14 protein-coding genes are annotated in these 19,667 nt (G+C 68.6%); 5 read left to right on the forward strand and 9 right to left on the reverse strand.

The features are described 5' to 3' along the window. Window positions 1-61: 61 nt before the first annotated feature. Window positions 62-1,744: an FAD-dependent oxidoreductase gene (locus tag QSK05_RS22140; RefSeq protein WP_285599199.1), complete on the reverse strand. Its 1,683-nt coding sequence runs from the start codon at window positions 1,742-1,744 to the stop codon at window positions 62-64. Then, window positions 1,741-2,712, reverse strand: a complete 972-nt coding sequence (locus tag QSK05_RS22145; protein ID WP_285599200.1) for a glycosyltransferase family 2 protein — start codon at window positions 2,710-2,712, stop codon at window positions 1,741-1,743. The genes QSK05_RS22140 and QSK05_RS22145 overlap by 4 nt, the downstream gene beginning before the upstream one ends. A 277-nt stretch (window positions 2,713-2,989) precedes the next feature. Between QSK05_RS22145 and QSK05_RS22150 the strand changes: the two genes are divergently transcribed. Continuing rightward, on the forward strand, window positions 2,990-4,168 hold the full coding sequence (locus QSK05_RS22150; protein ID WP_285599201.1) for a glycosyltransferase: 1,179 nt from the start codon (window positions 2,990-2,992) through the stop codon (window positions 4,166-4,168). Between the two features lie 143 nt (window positions 4,169-4,311). Here QSK05_RS22150 and QSK05_RS22155 read toward each other — a convergent pair whose 3' ends face one another. Next, on the reverse strand, window positions 4,312-5,256 hold the full coding sequence (locus QSK05_RS22155) for a glycosyltransferase family 2 protein (protein ID WP_285599202.1): 945 nt from the start codon (window positions 5,254-5,256) through the stop codon (window positions 4,312-4,314). A gap of 486 nt (window positions 5,257-5,742) precedes the next feature. On the opposite strand from QSK05_RS22155, the gene QSK05_RS22160 reads away from it, so the two are divergent. After that, a complete protein-coding gene (locus tag QSK05_RS22160) occupies window positions 5,743-7,626 on the forward strand; it encodes an MATE family efflux transporter (RefSeq protein WP_285599203.1) in 1,884 nt (627 codons plus the stop codon). Window positions 7,627-8,005: 379 nt separating this feature from the next. Here the strand turns inward: QSK05_RS22160 and QSK05_RS22165 are convergent, their stop codons facing one another. Continuing rightward, window positions 8,006-9,541, reverse strand: coding sequence for a hypothetical protein (locus QSK05_RS22165; protein WP_285599204.1), 1,536 nt, complete (start codon window positions 9,539-9,541; stop codon window positions 8,006-8,008). Beyond that, window positions 9,538-10,470 carry a glycosyltransferase gene (locus tag QSK05_RS22170; protein ID WP_285599205.1) on the reverse strand — a complete coding sequence of 311 codons (933 nt, stop codon included), beginning with the start codon at window positions 10,468-10,470 and terminating at the stop codon, window positions 9,538-9,540. Before QSK05_RS22170 ends, QSK05_RS22165 begins: the two co-directional genes overlap by 4 nt. Window positions 10,471-10,759: 289 nt before the next feature. On the opposite strand from QSK05_RS22170, the gene QSK05_RS22175 reads away from it, so the two are divergent. The 3 genes from QSK05_RS22175 (at window position 10,760) to QSK05_RS22185 (ending at window position 15,772) form a co-directional block, all read left to right on the forward strand. Further along, a complete protein-coding gene (locus QSK05_RS22175) occupies window positions 10,760-12,454 on the forward strand; it encodes a Wzz/FepE/Etk N-terminal domain-containing protein (RefSeq protein ID WP_285599206.1) in 1,695 nt (564 codons plus the stop codon). Window positions 12,455-12,675: 221 nt separating this feature from the next. Further along, window positions 12,676-13,740 (forward strand): glycosyl hydrolase, encoded by a 1,065-nt coding sequence (locus QSK05_RS22180; protein WP_285599207.1) that lies wholly within the window; start codon window positions 12,676-12,678, stop codon window positions 13,738-13,740. Between the two features lie 175 nt (window positions 13,741-13,915). Next, window positions 13,916-15,772 carry a glycosyl hydrolase gene (locus QSK05_RS22185; RefSeq protein WP_285599208.1) on the forward strand — a complete coding sequence of 619 codons (1,857 nt, stop codon included), beginning with the start codon at window positions 13,916-13,918 and terminating at the stop codon, window positions 15,770-15,772. Window positions 15,773-15,844: 72 nt separating this feature from the next. Here the strand turns inward: QSK05_RS22185 and QSK05_RS22190 are convergent, their stop codons facing one another. Genes QSK05_RS22190 through QSK05_RS22205 form a run of 4 tightly spaced genes read right to left on the reverse strand, consistent with a single transcriptional unit; the run spans window position 15,845 to window position 19,594 of the window. Beyond that, window positions 15,845-17,131 carry an NAD(P)H-dependent oxidoreductase gene (locus QSK05_RS22190; RefSeq protein WP_285599209.1) on the reverse strand — a complete coding sequence of 429 codons (1,287 nt, stop codon included), beginning with the start codon at window positions 17,129-17,131 and terminating at the stop codon, window positions 15,845-15,847. Next, on the reverse strand, window positions 17,128-17,667 hold the full coding sequence (gene rfbC, locus QSK05_RS22195; protein ID WP_285599210.1) for a dTDP-4-dehydrorhamnose 3,5-epimerase: 540 nt from the start codon (window positions 17,665-17,667) through the stop codon (window positions 17,128-17,130). Before rfbC ends, QSK05_RS22190 begins: the two co-directional genes overlap by 4 nt. Further along, window positions 17,664-18,698 carry an NAD-dependent epimerase/dehydratase family protein gene (locus tag QSK05_RS22200; protein WP_285599211.1) on the reverse strand — a complete coding sequence of 345 codons (1,035 nt, stop codon included), beginning with the start codon at window positions 18,696-18,698 and terminating at the stop codon, window positions 17,664-17,666. The genes rfbC and QSK05_RS22200 overlap by 4 nt, the downstream gene beginning before the upstream one ends. A gap of 59 nt (window positions 18,699-18,757) precedes the next feature. After that, on the reverse strand, window positions 18,758-19,594 hold the full coding sequence (locus tag QSK05_RS22205) for a glucose-1-phosphate cytidylyltransferase (RefSeq protein ID WP_502879802.1): 837 nt from the start codon (window positions 19,592-19,594) through the stop codon (window positions 18,758-18,760). Between the last annotated feature and the right edge of the window lie 73 nt (window positions 19,595-19,667).

Below are 19,667 nucleotides of genomic sequence, written 5' to 3' on the forward strand. Positions count from 1 at the left end.
AACATGGACGAACGTCGAGGGGCCCGGCACAGGAGTGTGCCGGGCCCCTCGACGTTCTCGTCTAGCGCAGGGTGGGCAGTTCCTTCACCAGGTGGGCGCCCAGGCGCAGTGAGAGGGCCACGATCGTCAGCGTCGGGTTCACCGATCCGCCGGTCGGGAACACCGAACTGCCGGCCACGAACAGGTTGGCCGTGCCGTGCACCCGGGCGTTGACGTCGACCACGCCGGTGCCCGGGTCGGCCGACATCCGCACGCCACCCAGGTGGTGGTGGTTGCCGCCGATCATCCGCGGGTGGCCGTTGTCCCAGTCGGTCTGCACGAAGTCGCCCAGTCCGGCCGCGGCGAAGGCCTCGCCGTAGAGGTCGCGGGAGCGGGTGATGCGCTCCCGGTCCGGCGCGCTCCAGTTCCAGTGCAGGACCGGCAGCGGCCGGCCGAACCGGTCGGTGGCGCTGCGGTCGAGCACCACGCGGTTGTCCGGGTCGGGCGACTGCTCGGTCTGGTGCAGGATCTCGAAGACCCGGAAGCGGCCCACGTCGGGCTGCCGGGACCAGCCGGAGTGGTCCAGGCCCGGCTGGTCGGCCATCGCCTTGCGGGCGGTCAGCAGATGAGTCGCTCCCAGGGCGATACGGGCGCCCAGCGCCGCCTGATGCACCAGTCCCGAGCCGCGGCCGGAAGGGCTGCGGATCTCGGTGTAGGCCTGGACGGCGCTGCCCGCGAGGGCTTCGTGCCGGGGCAGGAACAGGCAGCTGGTGGAGAGCAGCCCTTCCTTGCGCATCCGTTCGGGCGCGACGGAGAGCTTGGCCATCACCTTGGTCGAGCCCTGCCAGTGCGCGTCGTAGAGCTTCAGGCGTTCGGCCAGGGACACGCCGGACCGGGCGACCAGCATGCCGCCGCGCACCAGCGGGTGCTCCATCCAGTAGCGGCCGACCTGATCCTTGGCATTGCCCAGGCCGCCGGGGACACGGTCGTCGGACATCAGCAGCAGCCGGGCGGTCTCGATGCCCCCGGCCGCCAGCACGACCGCGCGGGAGCGGACGGTGCCGCCGGCGCCGGTGGAGCGGGCGAAGTGGACGCCGGTCACGGTGGTGCCCTCGGCGTCCACCTCCAGCCGGGTCACGTTGGCGTCGGTGAGCACGAGCACCCCGATCGCGGAGCGCAGCGCCCCCGCGGCCCGGTTCACCCAGACCGAGGCCGGTGCGAACTGGAACATCTGGGTCTCGACCAGCGACGGGTCGAGCTCCAGCGGCTGGGCCTGCGGGGTACTCCAGGAGTTCGGGTGGTAGGCGAACTCACCCAGGCCGGCGATGCGCTGCGCCTTGGCGTACCAGGGGTCCAGATCGGAGCGGGTCAGGGGCCAGCCCGAGTGCGGTACGGCCTCGCGCTGCTCGAAGTCGATCGCGTCCATCGGCGCGTAACGGCAACCGCGCTCCCCGGCCTCGGCGTCGGCGTCCACGTTGGACATCCGGTAGCTCCACTGACCGGCCGTGCCACCGATGCCCGAGCCCCGGGTCTCGGAGATGCTGCCCTGGGGGTAGGGGTCGTCGCCCTCGGCGCTCACCTCGGTCAGCTGCCGCCAGGTGGCCTCGGCGCCGCCCTCGAGCAGCACGACGCGCACACCCGAGCCGGCGAGCACCGTCGCGACCGAGAGCCCGGCCGGGCCGGCTCCCACGATGCAGACGTCGGCCTCGATCGCCGCGGCGTCCGGGGTAGTGGCGTCCGGCGTATCGGTGGACGTGTCGCTCACGCGATGGCCCCCGGACCTCCGGAGGTGTTGCCGTCCAGGGAGAGGCGGTTGTGCAGGGCGCTGCCCTTTCCCCATCCGACAGCCTGCTTGATCATCCGCAGGGCGTTCGGCGGGATGGTGCGGTTGGCCAGCACGGTCAGGCGCATGCGCCGGTCGGCCTCGGCCACGATCGCGGCCAGTTCGGCGCGCAGTGCGGGGGAGATGTCGGCGCGCTGCACGAAGCGGCCGTGCGCCTGCAGGGTGGCGTCGGCGTGCTGCGCGGTCATCTGGTGCTGGCCGCCGTTGACCTGCACCAGCTGGAAGCCGGAGCTGGCCGAGCCGCCGTGCACCATGTAACCGGACAGCGGCGCGGCCAGGAAGCCGACGTCGGAGCGGCTGGCGATACGGCACCACAGGGCGATGTCGGCGTACGGGCCGTCGGAGATGTCGAAGCGCTCTCCGGCGACCATCGAACTGCGCGTCATCACCGAGGAGACACAGACGATGCCGCCGACGGCCAGGGAACGCCGCAGGAAGGCCAGGCCGGTCTCCAGGGTGTCGCGTTCCAGCCGGGACCAGTTCTGGGTCTCGCCGACCGGTGTGGGGCCGTCGTCCAGGTGCCGGAACGCGGAGTGCACCAGTCCCGCGGACGGATGGGCGTCGAGGAAGGCGACCTTGGCCTCCAGGTTGCCCGGCAGCATGCTGTCGTCGTCCGGCAGCATCACCCGGTAGCGGCCCGTGCCCAGCGTGAGGCAGCGCGACAGGTTTCCGAACAGGCCGATGTTCGAGGGCAGCCGGTCGTAACGGATGCGGGGGTCGCCGATCGAGCGGACGTAGTCCTCGGTGTCGTCGGTGGAGGCGTTGTCCGAGACGATGATCTCGACGTCCTCGAACGACTGGTCGAGCACACTCCCCAGACTTCGGCTCAGCAGCTCACGCCGGTTGAAAGTGGGGATGCAGACGGTGACCGCGGGCTGGGCCTGGGTCATGACGTGCCGTCCTGAGGGACCATGGGCTTGATCCTGTCTTGATCGTCCGTTTGACAGTTGGAGGATAGACCGCACGTGTTTCGGGCACAGTGACCCATTCGGGGTGGGTCTGGTCGTGGAGTTCGTCACCCCTTGGTGGACCGGGACTTTAGTCCGGGGGGCAGCTCAGGAGAAGGGCGCTGACCGAGGAGCTCAACGGTCGCGATCCAGGCGCCCGACCGTAGGAAGAGCGGCCTCTGGGGCCACACCCGGTCTCAGCAGTCGTTAGGGTCTGGGGGTGCCCACGACTGACGTTCCCGCGCCCGGCTCCGCCGGCACCCCCCGCTGTCTGCTGGTGACCAAGGAGTTCTCCACGGTCCCGACCTCGGGCGGCACCCTGCGCACCCTGGCCCTGCTGGAGACCCTCGCCACCCGGTACGACACCACCGTTGTCAGTCCCGAGGGCGTTGTGGCGAAGGGGCCGGGCCGACCGCTCGAAGAGCACCCGGGCCGCGCGTCGGGCGGCGACGCGCTGCGCCAGCTGCGCACCACCTGGCGGTACAAGTCGCTCAGCGGTATCCGCACCGGTGGTTCGAAGCTGCTGGACAATCTGTGGAACGCCGCCGAGGGCCGGTACGACGTCGGCATCATCGACCACACCGCGCTGGCCGGCCTGACCGACGAGGTGGCCTCCGGCTGCGACCAGGTCGTGGTCAGCATGCACAACATCGAGTCCGACCTGATGAACCAGCGTGCCCAGCTGGCCACCTCGGCCAAGTCCCGGCTCGCGATGAACGCCGAGGTGCGGCTGCTGCGTCACCTCGAGGCGCACGTGGCCGACCACTACCCGGTCGTCGTCTGCACCGAGGCCGACTCCCGCGCCCTGAACGCCAAGCGCGGCGGGATCGTCTGCAAGAACGGCATCTTCGCCGGGCAGGTCACGCCCTCGGGCAAGCGTCCGGCGAACTCGATGGTCTTCTCCGGCGCCCTGGACTGGGAGCCGAACATCGACGGCATCGTCTGGTTCTCCGAGAAGGTGTGGCCGCTCATCCGGGCCCAGATGCCGGACGCCACGGTCACGATCGCCGGCCGCAACCCCGGCAAGGAGGTCACCGCGGCCTGTGCGCCCGAGGGCATCACGCTGCTGGCCAACCCGCCGGTGATGGCGCCCGTGCTCGACGCGCACGTGATGGGCATCGTGCCGCTGCTGGCCGGTGGTGGCTCGCGGATCAAGATCCTGGAGTACCTGGCCGCGGGCATCGACATCGTCTCGACCGACGTCGGCGCCTCGGGCCTCGAGGACATCCCCTCCGAGCTGGTCGAACGCCTGGCCATCGACCCCCAGCTGTTCGCCGACATCGTGGTGGCCCGCCTGCGCGCCCCCCGGGACACATCGGCCCTGGCCCAGGACTGGGTGCGCAAGCACTACTCCTGGGACGTCACCCTCCAGCCCCTGCTGGACTTCCTGGCCCGCTGACCCCCGGCGTCTCCCCGCTCGGAGAAGGGGCGGCTCGTACGTCACCCGAGTAGGGCGACCCGGGTAAGGCGGCCCGCACGCCTCGCAGAACGACTGAGGGCGCCTCCCCAGCGGGGAGGCGCCCTCAGTCGTGCAGCGAGGTCTCAGCCGGCCTGGCGCAGCCGGTTGTCGGACGGGTTGGCCGTGGCCGGCAGCGCGGGCAGGGGCGGCAGTTCGTCGTCCTGGTAGGCGCGGTGGCCGACGTGCCAGCCGAGGGCCCACAGCAGGGCGCCGGGCGTCGGGTTCTCCCGCACCAGCTTCAGCGCGGAGGCGACGGGGCTGGAGGGGTGCTGGGACTCGGCCACCTGCGAGGCCTTGATCACGGCGATGGACGTGGTGACGGCCGTGACGCTGGCGATCGGCTTGTTGCCGTAGCGGCGCTCGAGCAGGGCCGCGGCGTGGCCGTACGACCAGCCCTGGCGCCACATCTTGCTGAACGAGGTCCGCAGTCGCACGTGCATCACGACGTCGGGGCCGAAGATCAGGGGCGTGCCGGAGAGCTGCACCCGCCAGCACAGGTCGGTGTCTTCCAGGGTGCCGACCGCCTGGTCGAAGCCGCCGACGGTCAGGAAGGTCTCCCGCTTGATGCCCATGTTGCCGGCGCCGGCGTGCGGTAGGCCCGGGCCGAAGGGGGACTCCTGGAGCCCGGTGCTCTGCTGCAGGGGGCGCGAGCGCCAGACCCGCTCGGAGTTGAGCTTGCGAGACTCGAAGCGGCCGGCCACGAAGGGGTTGCGCTCCAGCGCGGCCATCATCTGGATCAGCCAGTCGTCGGCCACCTCGTCGTCGGCGTCGCAGAAGGCGAGGAAGTCGGCCTTCGATGCGTGGGCGGCCACGTTGCGGGCGTGGCCGGCGCCGGGCCGGTCGGAGGAGTCGATGATGCGAAGGTTAAGAACACTCTCGTAACGTTGGGCTACGACCCGTGTATGGTCAGTCGACCCGTTGTCACTGATGATCACGTCCCAGTCGCCGTCGTACTGCTGCCGGGACAGGGCCTCGAGCTGGATGCCGAGAGTGTCGGCGGCGTTACGGCAGGCGATCACCACGCTCACAGACGGCATTTCAGATCAGGCCTCTCCGTAGGCAACACACGTGAAACTTACTCTTAAAGACTTGCACGCACACCCTAAGGCCAACTGAGAGCGGCCTGAGAGTCTGCCGTCATAGTTAATGCTCCCGATCTGCGGTTCAAGGGGCGATTGAGTGCTCCTCATCCGTTTGGACGATGTAATCAGCCCTTTAGGTCTCGTTGATGTTCGTTTCCGTAGTCAGACGGCGCCGAACAGGTGCAACGGAGAGAAACGGGCGTATCTGACGGGACGTAAAGGTAGGCTGGGGCGCCGGAAGCTCCCTGTGGTGATTTCCGGCTGCGCTCCAGTAAGGGGGCTGGCAGCGCCGATCGAACCGCTCATAGACGTGCCGGTCGATCGTTCGGCGGTCCTGTCCCGGGCCCGTCGACCGCGATCCGAAAGGTGTGCGTGAATGTCCGGCCGCAGCGGCGCCCCCGAGTCAGGCACCCGCCGATCAGCAGGTGACCCGTGGCCGTAACCGGTAGGCATGTGCGGGCGGACGAGGCCGACCTGGAGCCGGATCTCGACGACGCCCCCTCCAACCGCAGCCGTATCATCTGGACCTTCGCCGACCAGGCCCTGTCCAGCCTGGCCAACTTCGCGCTGTCGATCGTGGTCGCACGTGAGGTGTCGGAGGACGACTTCGGTTCGTTCAGCCTGATGCTGGTCACCTTCACCTTCCTGATCGGCCTCGGCCGGGCCATGGTCGGCGACCCCTACGTGGTCCGGTTCACCGACGCCGACCGGCACACCCGCCGCCGGGCGTCCCGCCAGGCCACCGGTGCGGCCATCAGCTTCGGCGTGATCGCCGCCGTGGTCTGCGGCGTCGCCTCGATCTTCCTCGACAAGCAGAGTGCCGCCGGCATCCTCGGTCTCGGCCTTGCGATGCCCGGACTGATGCTGCAGGAGACCTGGCGCAGCACCTTCTTCGCCGAGGGTCGTCCTCGCACCGCCACCATCAACGACGGCGTGCGCACCGTGATCCAGTTCGCCCTGCTCGGGGTGCTGCTGACCTCCGACAGTCCGTCGGTCTTCCTGATCACCCTGGCCTGGGGCGCCGGCGGCCTGGTTGCCGCACTCATCGGCATCCTGCAGACCCGGGTGGTGCCCGACCCGTTCGAGGCCGTGGCCTGGTACCGCGAGACCCGCGACATCAACCTCAAGATGGGCGCCGACTTCTCGCTCAACCAGGGCGCCACCACCCTGGTCAGCTACGTGATCACCGGCATCGTCGGCACCTTGGCCATCGGTGCCATCCGGGCCGCGCAGTCGTTGCTCGGCCCCCTGAACCTGCTGTTCTCCGGAATCTCCTCGTTCGGCCTGCCGGTACTCGCCCGCACCGCCCTCACCGGGCGTTCCCTGGTGAAGCAGGCCCTCCTGCTGAGCGCGGGCATCGGTGGCATGGCCAGTGTCTGGGTGCTGATCCTTCTGGTGGTGCCCACCTCGATCGGCCGTCAGTTCCTGGGGGACAGCTGGGGCAACGCCCGTGACGTGATGCTGCCGATGGGCATCATCACCGTCACGGTCGGGTTCGTGCTGGGCGCCAGCCTCGGTCTGAAGGCCCTGCGCCGGGCCGACCAGATGCTGCGGGTCACCTTCATCCAGGCGCCGCTCATGCTCGGGCTGGGCGCCGGGCTGGGTGCGGTCTGGAGCGCCCCCGGTGCGGCCTGGGGCATGGCCATCGCCCAGATCACCGGCTTCGTGATGTGCTGGTGGATCTTCGTCCGGGCCGACCGCATGCCCCGGGACTGGGTCGACGAGGAGAACGAGACCGGCCCGGACGCCCCGTCGGGCGGCGATCAGCCCCACGGCCGCGATCACGAGTTCCGCCACGACCCCCAGGGCGGTCCGCACGATCGTCAGGCCTTCTGGGACCAGGACGAGCAGGACCGCTGGACCCGCGAGGAGCCGGAGGGCATCTACGGCGGCCAGCAGGCCGAGGAACCCTGGGCACCGGAACATCAGCCGCGCCAACAACGGGCCTACCAACAACAGGCCTACCAGCAGCAGGCACACCAGCAGAATTGGGCGGACCCCAGCCAGCGCCCGGATCCCCGCCCGCGCCCGGACTCCTCCGGCGGATTCCCGGCCTCCGAGGAGACCGTGCAGTTCCGTCAGGACTGGCACTCCGGCCAGGCCGCACCGCCGCCGTCCCGGGGCACGTTCGACCCGGCCGAGCCCACGGTGCCCTTCATCGAGGAACTCCCCCGGGAGCCCTCGCAGCCGGGCCAGGGTTACGACAATCGTTACGCGGACGACCGTTACGCGGACGACCGCCACCCCGAGGAGAAGCCTCCCCACGGCGGCCGGAACTCCTGGCCGTTCCCCGACCCGGAGCACCAGGGCCGCTGACGCCGGCACCACGCCGTCCGCCCCGTCCACCCCGTCCGGCCCAGGGGGCGGCCCACCCAACTTCCTCCGTGATCATGCAAAACCTCCCCAGCGTTCTAGAACTGTCCGGCGGATCGTCGCCTACTGCGGGGCACCCGGTGAGCCGCAGTAGGCGTCCGGCGTGGCCCCACGGAGGAACCGCTACGAGGGGCCCCACCGGGCCACGCCCAGCCCGCTCACCGGGCACCTGCGCAGCTCTCGGCGTGATCCGAAGGAGAGTTCTAGAACTCCGGGGAGGTTTTGCATGATCACGAAAGGTTTGGGGGGCGACCACACGAATGAGGGACGCCGGTCAGCTCGCGAGCTGACCGGCGTCCCTCATTCGTGTGGTCGCCGGGGACTAGGCCACCGGCACCTGATCTCGGTCCCGCCGCATCACCGCGGCCAGGGCGTCGGAGACCCCCACGGTGACGGGTGGCCCCCAGAGGCTGGTCAGGAGCCAGGCCAGGGCGACGGTGTGTGCCTGGAGCAAACTCCCGGACAGGAAGAAGATCATGAACAGCATGGCCGTCGGCAGCACCGGGATCGGTGGTCCGCGGTACACGCTCACCATCAGGAAGGCGACGAACACGACCATCGCCACCAGGCCGTACTCGAAGGCCAGCTTGGGGGCGATGGTGTAGACCACCGCGTCACCCCCCGAGCGGAACGAGGTCAGCAGCCGGTCGGCGGAACCCGGCCCGGCCCCGACGAAGAGCCGGGTCGGATTGTCCGACAGCCCGGCCGACACCTCGGTGTACGGCTGGACGAACCGGATGTAGCCCGAGGAACCCTCCTGGGACGTCTCGCTGCGCCGGTCGAGCAGGATGTTCGCCGCCGGCGTCGCGAAGACGATGGCCAGACCCACCGCCCCGGCCAGGACGTAGGCCGGGCGGATGCGGTTGGGGGCCACGACGACCATCAGTCCGACCGCGACGACGAGCAGGATGATGCCGGTACCGGACAGCGTGGAGGCCATGCCGATGCCGAGCAGGGCCGGCTGCCACGCGGGGGCGCGGATGAGCAGCGCGATCACCAGCGCGAGCGCCAGGTACTGACACAGGAACGAGGGCTCCAGGAAGACGAACGCGTTCGCCTTCGTGGTGGGGTCGTTCCAGGCCAGTTCGTACGAGACGTTGTAGTCCTGGATGAGGAAGTTCTCCGGGACGAACTTCAGCAGGTAGTCGGTGTAGACCCAGACCCCGGCGTACTGCGAGCCCAGCTGGAACACCCCGACCACGGCCGCGACCAGCATGATCCGCGTGTAGAAGCGGGCCAGCGGCACGAACAGGTCGCGGAACTGGATGCTGACGCAGAACACCCAGGGCATCCACAGAACCAGCAGCAGCAGGACCGAGTTCAGCGAGATCGAGTTGCCGAAGAACTGGCTCAGGTAGGTCGCCAGCACGATCAGCGCCGCCGAGGCGATGAACAGCTCGGTGCGCACCCGGTTGTAGCGCACACCGCCCCGCAGGCGGGCCAGCACGACGAAGACGTACATGGCCACCAGCGGCAGGGGGATCGGGAAGCTGCCCAGCGGGATCGCGAACCGCATACCGACGATGCAGACCAGCAGGGTGATCTTGAGCAGGCGGAGGATGTACCGCCGGTTCTCCTCGCTGACCTGCTTGGTCGGACCCACGGCCTCGACCAGCCGCAGCCGGTCGGAACGCTCGTCGTAGGCGGCCAGCGCGTCGAGGCTGGGCTGCGGGCTGGAACGGTCGCGGCGCCAGCGCTGTCGCACCTTGCGGACCATTCCGGTACCGCCGCCGTCGAACGCCCGCCAGGGTTGGTGCGGGGTGCCGCCGGTCGGTGGCACACCGGGCCGGCCGGGCCGGCCCGGCGGCATACCGCCGCCGGGCCGGGGACCTTCCCCGTTTCTGGGGGTCTCGCTCACGCCCGGGTCACCGTCCGGCCGGCCACACTGGCCCGGCCGCTGGTCACGCCGAGGATGTAACTCCAGTGCTCCTGCGCCCGGGACTTGTCGCCCTTGGCCAGGGCGGCCAGCACCCGCAGGCCGTAGCCGAAGGTGAGGGCCAGGCGGATGGCGCGGGCGTTCTGCAGGTTGTTGTGCTGGGCCACGTAGCGCGCCATCGACGCACCCCGCAGGCGCAGCATCTCCTTCGACGGGGCGCCGGAGTTACCGGCCGCATGCTGCACCAGCACGTCGGTGCGCAATGCCTGGGTCATGTTCTTCTCGCGCACCGCCCGGCCGAACGCGACGTCCTCGTTGTAGACGAAGAACTGCTCGTCGAAGCCGCCGAGGTCGACGAACGTGCTGACCCGCACGGCCATGCAGGCCCCGGTGGTCCAGTCCACCCGGATCGGGAGATAGGGCCGTGGACGGGCGAACAGGCCCGCCTGAGGGGCGATCTTGTGCAGCCCGATCGAGTGGATCACGGCGCGCCGCACGGTGGGCTCCCAGCCACCCGTGCCGATCTCCACCGACCCGTCGGCGCCCACCGTGGTGGCTGCCGAGGAGGCGATGTTCGGCTCGGCCGCGAGCTGGGAGACCAGCGTCTCGAGCCCGGTCACCGTGGGACGGGTGTCCGGGTTGACGAAGATCACATACTCGTACGCGGAGCTACGGGCGCCGAGGTTCGCCGCGGTGGCGAAACCCTGTCCCGCGCCTTCCAGGTAACGCGCGTTGGGGCGGTCGCGGATCAGGTCGCGCAAGCCGTCCGCACCCCGTGCGTTGTCCACGACGGCAAGTGGGATGTCGTTGGGAAGCCCGGCGAGCAGGCCTTCGATCTGGGACCTGCTGTTGTAGCTGACAATGATCAGCTCGTAAGCGGGTACGGCGCCGTCCTGGGCGCTTGACTCCACGTCATTCCTCCTGTGAACCGGCTCGGTGCCTCAGCGTTGTTGAGCGCGACGTGACAGCCTGATGGCCGAGTGTTGCCGTCGCGGACCCAATCGCCGCAATCATCGGGGCGATATAGCCCAAGGCTGCGCAACTCTGCCGCCCAGGCTAGGCGTTCGTGACAGACTGTCGCACGGATACCGGGTGGCTCAATGTGGAGGAACCCATCCGGCTGCGGGGCATTTACCCATTCGGCCGCACTCGGGGGGTGCTGCGGGCCGGTACAGATTTTCGCGACCAGGAGGAGTACGCGTGCAGGACATCTTGGCGGCGCGGCAGGCCGATGGCAGTTCGGCCGCCGAAGAGGCGCCCAGCCTGGTGAACGCCATTGTGCGGGAACGCTGGGTGGTCCTGGCCTGCGTCGTGGTCGCGGCTCTGCTGGGTATCGGTCTCAGTCAGTTGCAGTCGGCCAAGTACACGGCCGAGACCACGATTTTCATCTCGGCCCAGGGCGATTTCGACCCGATCTCCGAGAACCCGACCACCGACGTCACCCGTTATATCGCCAACCAGGCCGCCCTGATCCAGACCAACCAGGTCATGGAGCAGGCGAAGACCGACCTCGGTCTCGAGGGCAGCGCCACCGCGCTGGCGAAGGAAATCACGGTCACCACCTCCGAAGACGCCAGCGTCATCACGGTCTCCGCGACCGACGCCACCCCGGCGGGCGCCAAGGCCCTCGCCGACGGTGTCGTGGCCGCCTACCGCAAGGTGCGGCTGGCCCAGGTGGAGGCCCAGCGCGACCAGGTCACCGCGTCGAGCAAGTCCGGGGCCACGAGCAGTGCGGTCACGGCCTCGGCCGCGGTCTACGGCGACGGTGTGGGCAACGTGCAGGAAGCGGTGGAGCCGGGCTCGGCCTCCGAGCCGCAGCCGGTGCGCAACGCCCTGATCCTGGCCCTGATCGGTCTGATCGCCGGTACTGGTTACGCTCTGTACACGCAGTCGTTCACTCGTCGTAAGGTCGGCCCGGCCGAGGCCAGTGCCATCTTCGGCGCCCCGGTGCTGACCCAGGTGCCCGACCGCGGCCGGATCTCCGCCGACGACGCGATCGCGGCGGCGTACTCCGAACCGGGTGACGCCTACCGGATGGCCGCCGTCGGCCTCGACTACATCCGCGGCACCGCACCCGGTGTCTTCCTGATCACGGCGCCGCACGACGGCGCCGGCTCCAGCCTGACCGCGCTGAACCTGGCTGCGGCCGCCGCCGACCACGGTCGGCGGGTGTTCCTGCTCAACATCGAGGACACGGTTCGCCCGGCCTCCCAGGCCGACGCGGGCATGCTCCGGGTTCCGCTGCACGACCTGGCCCAGGGCCGGGTCGACCTCGGTCACGCGGTCGAGCGCAAGGCGGCCTCCCGGGCCCAGTTCGGCATCATCCGGCTCCAGGTGCTGCAGCCGGTGCAGGGGCACCCGGTGCCCGACGTGCAGGCGATCCTCGACCAGCTGCCCGACGACACCGACCTGGTGCTCATCGACGCCCCGCCGCTGCCGGCGTCCTCGGCCTCGTTCGTGCTCGCCGGCCAGGTCGACGCCGCGGTCGTGGTGATCGACGAGGTCACCACCCCGGCCGACCTCGAAGAGCTCCAGCGTCGTTGCCGTCTCGCCGGTATCCCGGTGGCCGGTGTGCTGGTCAACCACATCCGCCGTCCCAACATGACGAACAGCCGTCGTCGCCAGCGGGCGGAGATGAGCTCGGTCCCCGGCCGGATGTACGACACCTCCCCGCGCGGTCTGCCGATCATCAACGACAGCTCGGGCGGGTTCCCGGCTCTCGGCGGTGATGACCGGGGCTACGGCGCCGGTCAGAACGGTTACGACGGCGGCGACTACAACAACGGCGGCCAGAGCCGGCCGGAAGACGCCGACCTGCCGTGGAACAAGAGCAACAGCAACGCCCGGGGCAACCAGGGCTGGGAAGAGAGCGAGTCCCGCGGCCGCCGCCGCTGAGTCGCCTGTGAACCAGTCCTGAATGACCTCTGACAGCTACGATCATGAGGAACGGTCACCGGAACCGGTGGCCGTTCCTTGTTTTTTGCGACCGCCGCCACTCACCGCTGAGTCACCGCTGAGTGGCGGTTGACCGGCCCGACCCTCCCGGTCAGTCTGGATGAACTGCCCGGTGGACCGGGTATATCTGCGCGTCATCACACCGATCGGCTTGAACACGGATGCTCGAGCTCCTCCAACGTCACGGGCGTCGTCTGGCCCTTGTGACGGGCGTTCTCACCCTCGCGGCGGCTGTCGTCGCCGGGACCGGATACTGGTTCTGGCAGCGCGATCCCGTGGGTGACGAAGCCACCTCCGGCGCGGTTCCCGAGCGCACCGTGCCGCCCTTGCGCAACGGTGTCTTCGTCGGGACCTCGAAGGAGGACGCCGACGCCTTCCAGCAGTGGCTCGGCGGCGACGTCGACCTGGTGGTGGACTTCTCCACGCGGGAGACCTGGGAAGACATCTCCGACCCGGACTACATGCTGCAGACCTGGAAGGGATCCGGCTACCGGCCGGTGTACTCGGTGGCGCTGCTCCCGACGGGTGATGCCTCGGCGACCGTGCAGCGGGGTGCCACCGGGGAGTACGACGAGCATTACCGCGAACTGGCGCAGAACCTGGTGAAAGCCGGTCAACCACGCGCGATCCTGCGACTGGGCTGGGAATTCAACCTGGAGAGCTCACGCTGGGCCACTCCCGACCAGGACGCGTTCATTGCCTACTGGAAGCAGATCGTCGACACCATGCGGTCGGTCGAGGGACAGCATTTCGAGTTCGACTGGAACCCCAACAACGGCAAGAACACGTTCGACGCGGTGAAGTACTACCCAGGCAACGACTACGTGGACTACATCGGGGTCGACGCCTATGACGTCTCGTACGCCTGGCGCACCTACCCCTACCCGGACGACTGCGACAGCGACTGCCGCCTGAAGCGTCAGCACCGGTCCTGGGAAAAGGCGATCTACGGCGGCAAACGGGGACTGGAGTTCTGGTCCGACTTCGCCCGGCACCGGGGCAAGCCGATGTCGCTGCCTGAATGGGGCCTGTGGGAACGTCAGGACGGGCACGGCGGCGGGCTCGACCTCTGGTACCTGCAGAAGATGGGGGAGTTCATTGCCGATCCGGACAACGGGGTTGCCTACCAGGCCTACTTCGAGTTCAACGGCGATGACGGCCCGCACAAGCTGATGACGACGTACCCGGATGCAGCCGAAACTTTCCGTGGTCTTTTCACGGATTAAAAGTCGCGCACACACGGCCGGTGTGCCACGCTAAGGGATTCTGTGGGGCGAAGCGGACACTCTGGGAACCCATTACACTCTCTCAGCGTGACCCAGCAGCGCTCAGACATGCCCGGTGAAGGTTTCTGCGCGCTGTCGAGATGGGCTGCTCAGGGTGAGTGGCCAGGGTTCGGTCATGCCTGACCACCCGCCTGGCCGGCCGAACCGCTACGGGGCGGATCCCAGCGCGGAGCCCCCCTACGACCGCCTCGACGGCCGGGGTCCAGGTCGCGATCAGCGGGATCCCTATGCCTCCGAGCAGGATGTGTATGGGCACGAAAACGTCCGTCCTGAGCGGGAATCCGGATATGAGCGGTCGGATCCGGCGTCTGAGGGAAAGGGCTGGCAAGACCGGCAGAACACCCATCCACGGTATGAGTGGCAGGGCCGGGCGTCGGCCGACGAGTACGACCAGCGCCCCGATGGCCAGCGATCCCGCCGGGAGATCCAGGGTTCCTGGAGCGAGCCCGACGACGTGCGCCGAGGGGCGCCGGGTTCGGCCCGGCGACGCACCGAGAGGCCCCGCGGCCAAGAGACGGAGAGTTCGCGCCGAACGGTGCAGGGGCGTGCGCAGCGCGCCGGCCGGTCCCGCCCCGAACGCGCGGAGAACACCGAGCGCACCGACCGCATCCGCTCGTCCCGGGGCGGCGACCAGAACGATCTGAACGACCGCACCAACCCTCGGGGCTTTCGACGCGACAGCGGCAAAGAGCTCAATACCGGGGACGAGCGGCCGAGTTTCTTCCCTATGGAGTCCGAGGCCCGCGACGACGGCAGGACCTCTGAAGCGCAGCCCGTTCCCGGTGAGGGAGGGGCGAGTTTCCCGAGTCTCGGAGGCAGTCGTACCTCCCCGCCCCCGCGCAACCAGCCCTCGTTCCGTCAGCCCAAAGACCGGACCACCCGGCGCCGGGTGCCGATGATCGCCGCCATCCTGGCCGTGCTGATGATCATCGGCGGTGTCGCGTACGCGCTGGGCACGGCTGAGAAGGAGGAGTCCGGTACGTCGGCCACCCCCACGGTCGCCGCGACGGGCAGCTCGCAGGTCACCGAGACCACGGCCCCGGTCACCACCGGCGCCGCGAAGAAGGTGCCGGTCGGCGTCTTCCGCGGCACCTCGCCGTCCGAGGTGCAGCAGTTCTCGCAGTGGCTGGGGAAAGACGCCACCTACGCGGTGGACTACTCCAGCCGCACCACCTGGGACGAGGTGGCCAACCCCACCTACATGCTCAGCACCTGGCAGAACTCCGGCTACACGATGGTCTACGCGGTCGCGATGCTGCCGACCCAGGTCAGCTCGGTGAGTCTGGCGAAGGGTGCCGACGGGGAGTACGACCAGTACTTCACCACGCTCGCGCAGAATCTCGTGGCCTACGGCCAGGGCGACTCGATCATCCGGCTGGGCTGGGAGTTCAACGTCGGTGGCTGGACGTGGCACCCGAAACCCGACGACAACGGCGACTTCGTCACCTACTGGCGCCGCATCGTGAAGGCCATGCGGGCGGTGCCGGGCGCGCAGGACCTGAAGTTCGACTGGAACGTCAACAACGGCGGCGACACCTACGACTCGACGGTCTACTACCCGGGGAAGAAGTACGTCGACTACATCGGCGTCGACGTCTACGACATCTCCTGGGAGGAAGACGCCTACCCGTATCCGTCCGAGTGCACGTCGGCGTGCCGCCTGGCTCACCAGGAGGCGGCCTGGGCGAACATTCTGGACGCCCGGTTCGGGCTGGTCTTCTGGTCAGACTTCGCGGAGTCGCAGGGCAAGAAGCTCTCGCTGCCCGAATGGGGTCTCTGGGAGCGTCCCGACGGTCACGGCGGGGGAGACAACTCGTACTTCATCCAGCAGATGTACGAGTTCATCGACAACCCGCAGAACAACGTCGGTTATCAGGCGTACTTCGACTTCACCACCGATACCAAGGGCACTCACGCGCTCGACAGCATGCCCAAGGCCGGGGCCAGGTTCAAAAAGCTCTTCAGTAAATAGACCCCACACCATGGAGGACGCCTCTGGAGACTCGAGTCTCCAGAGGCGTCCTCCAGCAGGGTTTTCCACAGATCAGGCGAAGAGCCCGGCCTGCTCGATGCGCAGCTGGTCGATCAGCCGGCCCTCGGGCAGCGTGACGTCGGCGTAGGTGAGCACCTCGTCCTTGGCCACGTCCCGCAGGAGGACGCAGCCCTCGGTGACGCCCATCGGCAGCAGGTTCTCGTCCCGGGTGACCGAAGCCTTCTCGGCCACCGAGTACGTGTCGTAACCCCCCAGGCCGTCGATCGTCTGGCCGGCCTTCAGGTCGCGCTTGGCGACCGCGACGACCTCGACCGTGGGCGCGCCCAGGGGCTGCATCACGGCGTCGTTGAACAGCACGGCCCGCGCCACCGACAGCGGAACTTCGAAGTGGCACAGGTGGTACGGCGTGTAGAAGCTGTACAGCGGGCCCTCGCCGAGCTTGTACAGGTTCAGGTAGTGCTTCTGCTTCGGGTCGTCATGCGTGGCGAGCACGAAAACGCCCGGGCCCGGCTGGCTTCCGACCACGTAGTCGACGTAGCCACCGGCCGCCTTGAGTTCCTCGACGTCGTACGCGCCGGTCAGCTCGTCGACGTGGGCGCGGTGGTCGGAGCCGCGCATGCCGCGCTTCTCGACCGTCATGCCGGTCGCGTTGGCCACGATCGCCTGCTCGAAGGAGATCTTCGTGCCGTCGGCGAAGGAGGTCACCATGTGGGGGTCCTGCCCCCACTGCTTGGCGAAACCCTCCTGCGTGGTGGGGTTCCGGTACTCGTCCTGCAGGCCCTTGATGTTTCCGCAGACCAGCGGCGTGAGGCCGATGCTCTTCACGAAGCGCACCAGGTTCATCTGCACACCGGGCTGGTCGCCGTCGCAACCGGTCACGATAACGCCCTTGGCGTCGGCGCGAGCCTTGAGCGCGGAGCCCACGGTGCCGTCGACCTCGGCGTTCAGCAGCACCACGTGCTTGCCCCCGTCGATGGCCGAGGTGACCACGTGGGCGCCGAACTCGACGTTGCCGGTGGCCTCGACGATCGCGTCGATGCCCTCGGCCAGGGTGACGGCCTCGTAGTTCGAGGTGATGACCGGGATGCCCGCGGCGACGGCCTTGGACGTCTCCTCGGCGGTCTGCGTGACCTCCCACGACGTCACGCCGGCCTCGGTGTAGGCACGCTCGGCGTTGGCCTGCGTGCGGTTCACGATGGCGGCGACGACCATGCCGGGAACCGAGTTCACGACCTGGTTCACGAAGCCGCGGCCCATGAAGCCGGCGCCGACCAGGGCGACCCGCACCGGGTTACCCTCGGCTTCACGCTTGGCCAGGGCGGTGTCGACGATGATCACTGGTCGGCACCTTCCATCAGCGCCCAGGAGGCGTCCTTGGCGCTGATGACGTTGACCGGCAGCGGCCAGGTCAGGCCCAGCGCCGGGTCGTCGTACCGCTGGCCGCGCTCGGCGTCCGGCGTGTACTTGCCGGTGACCTGGTACATCACCTCGGTGTCGTCGACCAGGGTCTGGAAACCGTGGGCGAACATCGCGGGCACGTACAGCGCCTTGCGGTTCTCCGCGGTCAGCTCGACCGACACGTGCTGCAGGTAGGTCGGCGAGTCGGGACGCATGTCCACGATCTGGTCCACGACCGCGCCGCGCACGCAACGGATCAGCTTGACCTCGGGGGCGTACGCCAGTTGGTAGTGCATCCCGCGAAGGGTGCCCGCCTTGTGGTTGTACGACATGTTGCACTGCTCGACAGCCGGGTTCAGGCCCGCGGCCTCGAACTCGGTCACGTCGAACGTCCGGGCGAAGAAGCCCCGGTCGTCCTCGCGACGCTCGAGCTCGATGATCGCGACGTCGGGGATGTGCGTCTTGGTGATGATCACTGGGCCGCCTCCTTGGTCCAGAACAGGTCGGCGTCGAGCTGCTTGGTGCTGATCAGGTGCTCGAGCTGCTTCAGGCGCGTGTGGCCGCGGCCGGTGAAGGTGGCCTCGTCCATGTCGATGGCCTGGAAGACCTGGTGCAGCTGGGCCGCACCCTTCTGGGCGTCCCAGTCGCAGGAGAAGCCGGGCAGCTGCGAGGAGATCTTGTCGAAGTTCACCTTGTAGCTGCGGTTGTCGCCACCGGCCGGGCCGAAGGTGACCTCGCAGCCCGGGAACTCGGCGCCGACGGTCTCGGCGATCGTGCGTACCTGGTAGTTCTGCTCGTTGCTGCCCACGTTGAACTTCTCGTTGTGGACGGCCTCGCGCGGGGCCTCGAGCGCGCAGTAGATCGACTTGGCGATGTCCAGGCCGTGAACCAGCGGACGCCACGGCGTGCCGTCCGAGTTCATCGCGATCTTCTTGGTGGTCCACGCCAGGCCGGACAGGTTGTTCAGCACGATGTCGAAACGCTGCCGCGGCGAGGCGCCGAAGGCGGTGGCGTTACGCATGAAGGTGGGGGAGAAGTTGTCCGAGGCCAGGGCGCTCAGGTCACGCTCGACCAGGGTCTTGCAGTCGGCGTAGGCGGTCTGCGGGTTGACCGGCGAGTTCTCGTCGACGGTGCCCTCGGCGACGCCGTACACGCTGCAGGAGCTCATGTAGACGAAACGCTCGACGCCGGCCTGGATGGCCATCTCGGCGAGCTTGACCGAGCCCTTGTGGTTGACCGTGTAGGTGACCTCGGAGAGCAGCTCGCCCAGGGGGTCGTTGGACAGCTCGGCCATGTGCACGATCGCGTCGACGCCCTCGAGGTCGGCGACGGTGATGTCCCGGATGTCCTTGGCCAGTGTCTGGGCCGTGAACGGGACGCCGTTGTACAGCCAGCCCTGCCGGTAGTAGCCGGTGTCGACGCCGATCACTTCGTGACCGCGCTTCATCAGCTCGGGCGCCACCAGGCAGCCCAGGTACCCCTCGGTGCCTGTCACCAGGACCTTCATGGTCAATTGCTCCTTGTTGTACGTACTCGGGTATGTGGGCGGTGCGGGGGTGGGGCTGCTCAGTCCTTCCAGAACTTCCAGACGGCTTCGCCCTTGTCCCACATCTTGTTCAGCTCGGTCCAGTCCCGGTAGGTGTCCATACCCAGCCAGAAACCCTCGTGGCCGTTCAGCGTGAGCTGACCGTCGCGGGCCAGCTGCTGGAGCGGCACCTGCTCGAGCATCATCGAGTCGTCGTCGATCGGTGCCAGGTAGTTGTCGATGAAGCTGCGCTCGAACATGAAGAAGCCGCCGTTGACCCAGCCGGTGGCCAGGGTGGGCTTCTCGTTGAACTCGACGACCTGCCCGTCCTGCACGTGCATCTCGCCGTAACGGCTGGTCGGGTGCACGGCGGTGACGGTGCCGATGCGGCCACCGGCGCGATGGGTCTCGACCACCTTGCTGATGTCGACGTCGCCGACGCCGTCGCCGTAGGTCAGCATGAACTGGTCGGCCTTGAGGTACTCGGCGACCTTCTTCACGCGGCCGACGGTACCGGTCTGGAGGCCGGTCTCGACGAAGGTGATCTCCCAGTCCTCGACCTGGCCGGCCGAGTGGTACACCGGCTGGGCGCCGTCGTGCGTCAGGGTGAAGTCACCCATCTGCTCGCGGTAGTCGAGGAAGTAACGCTTGATCGTGTCGCCCTTGTAGCCCAGGCAGATCACGAACTTCCGGAAGCCGTGGGCGCGGTACATCTTCATGACGTGCCACAGCACCGGCCGGCCGCCGATGTCCACCATGGGCTTGGGCAGCTTGTCACCGCTGGCCTCGCGGAGCCGGGTACCCATACCCCCCGCGAGCAGGACCACGGGGATCTCGGAGACGGGCAGCTGTTCAGTCACAGGGCATTCCTCGCACATGGGGGGTGAACGGTCGGGTTCGGGGGGTGCTCAGCGCATTACCGCATGGTGCTGCGGTGGCCTCGGCGACCCA

It is taken from the genome of Kineosporia sp. NBRC 101731, from assembly GCF_030269305.1.
Classification (GTDB): Bacteria; Actinomycetota; Actinomycetes; order Actinomycetales; family Kineosporiaceae; genus Kineosporia.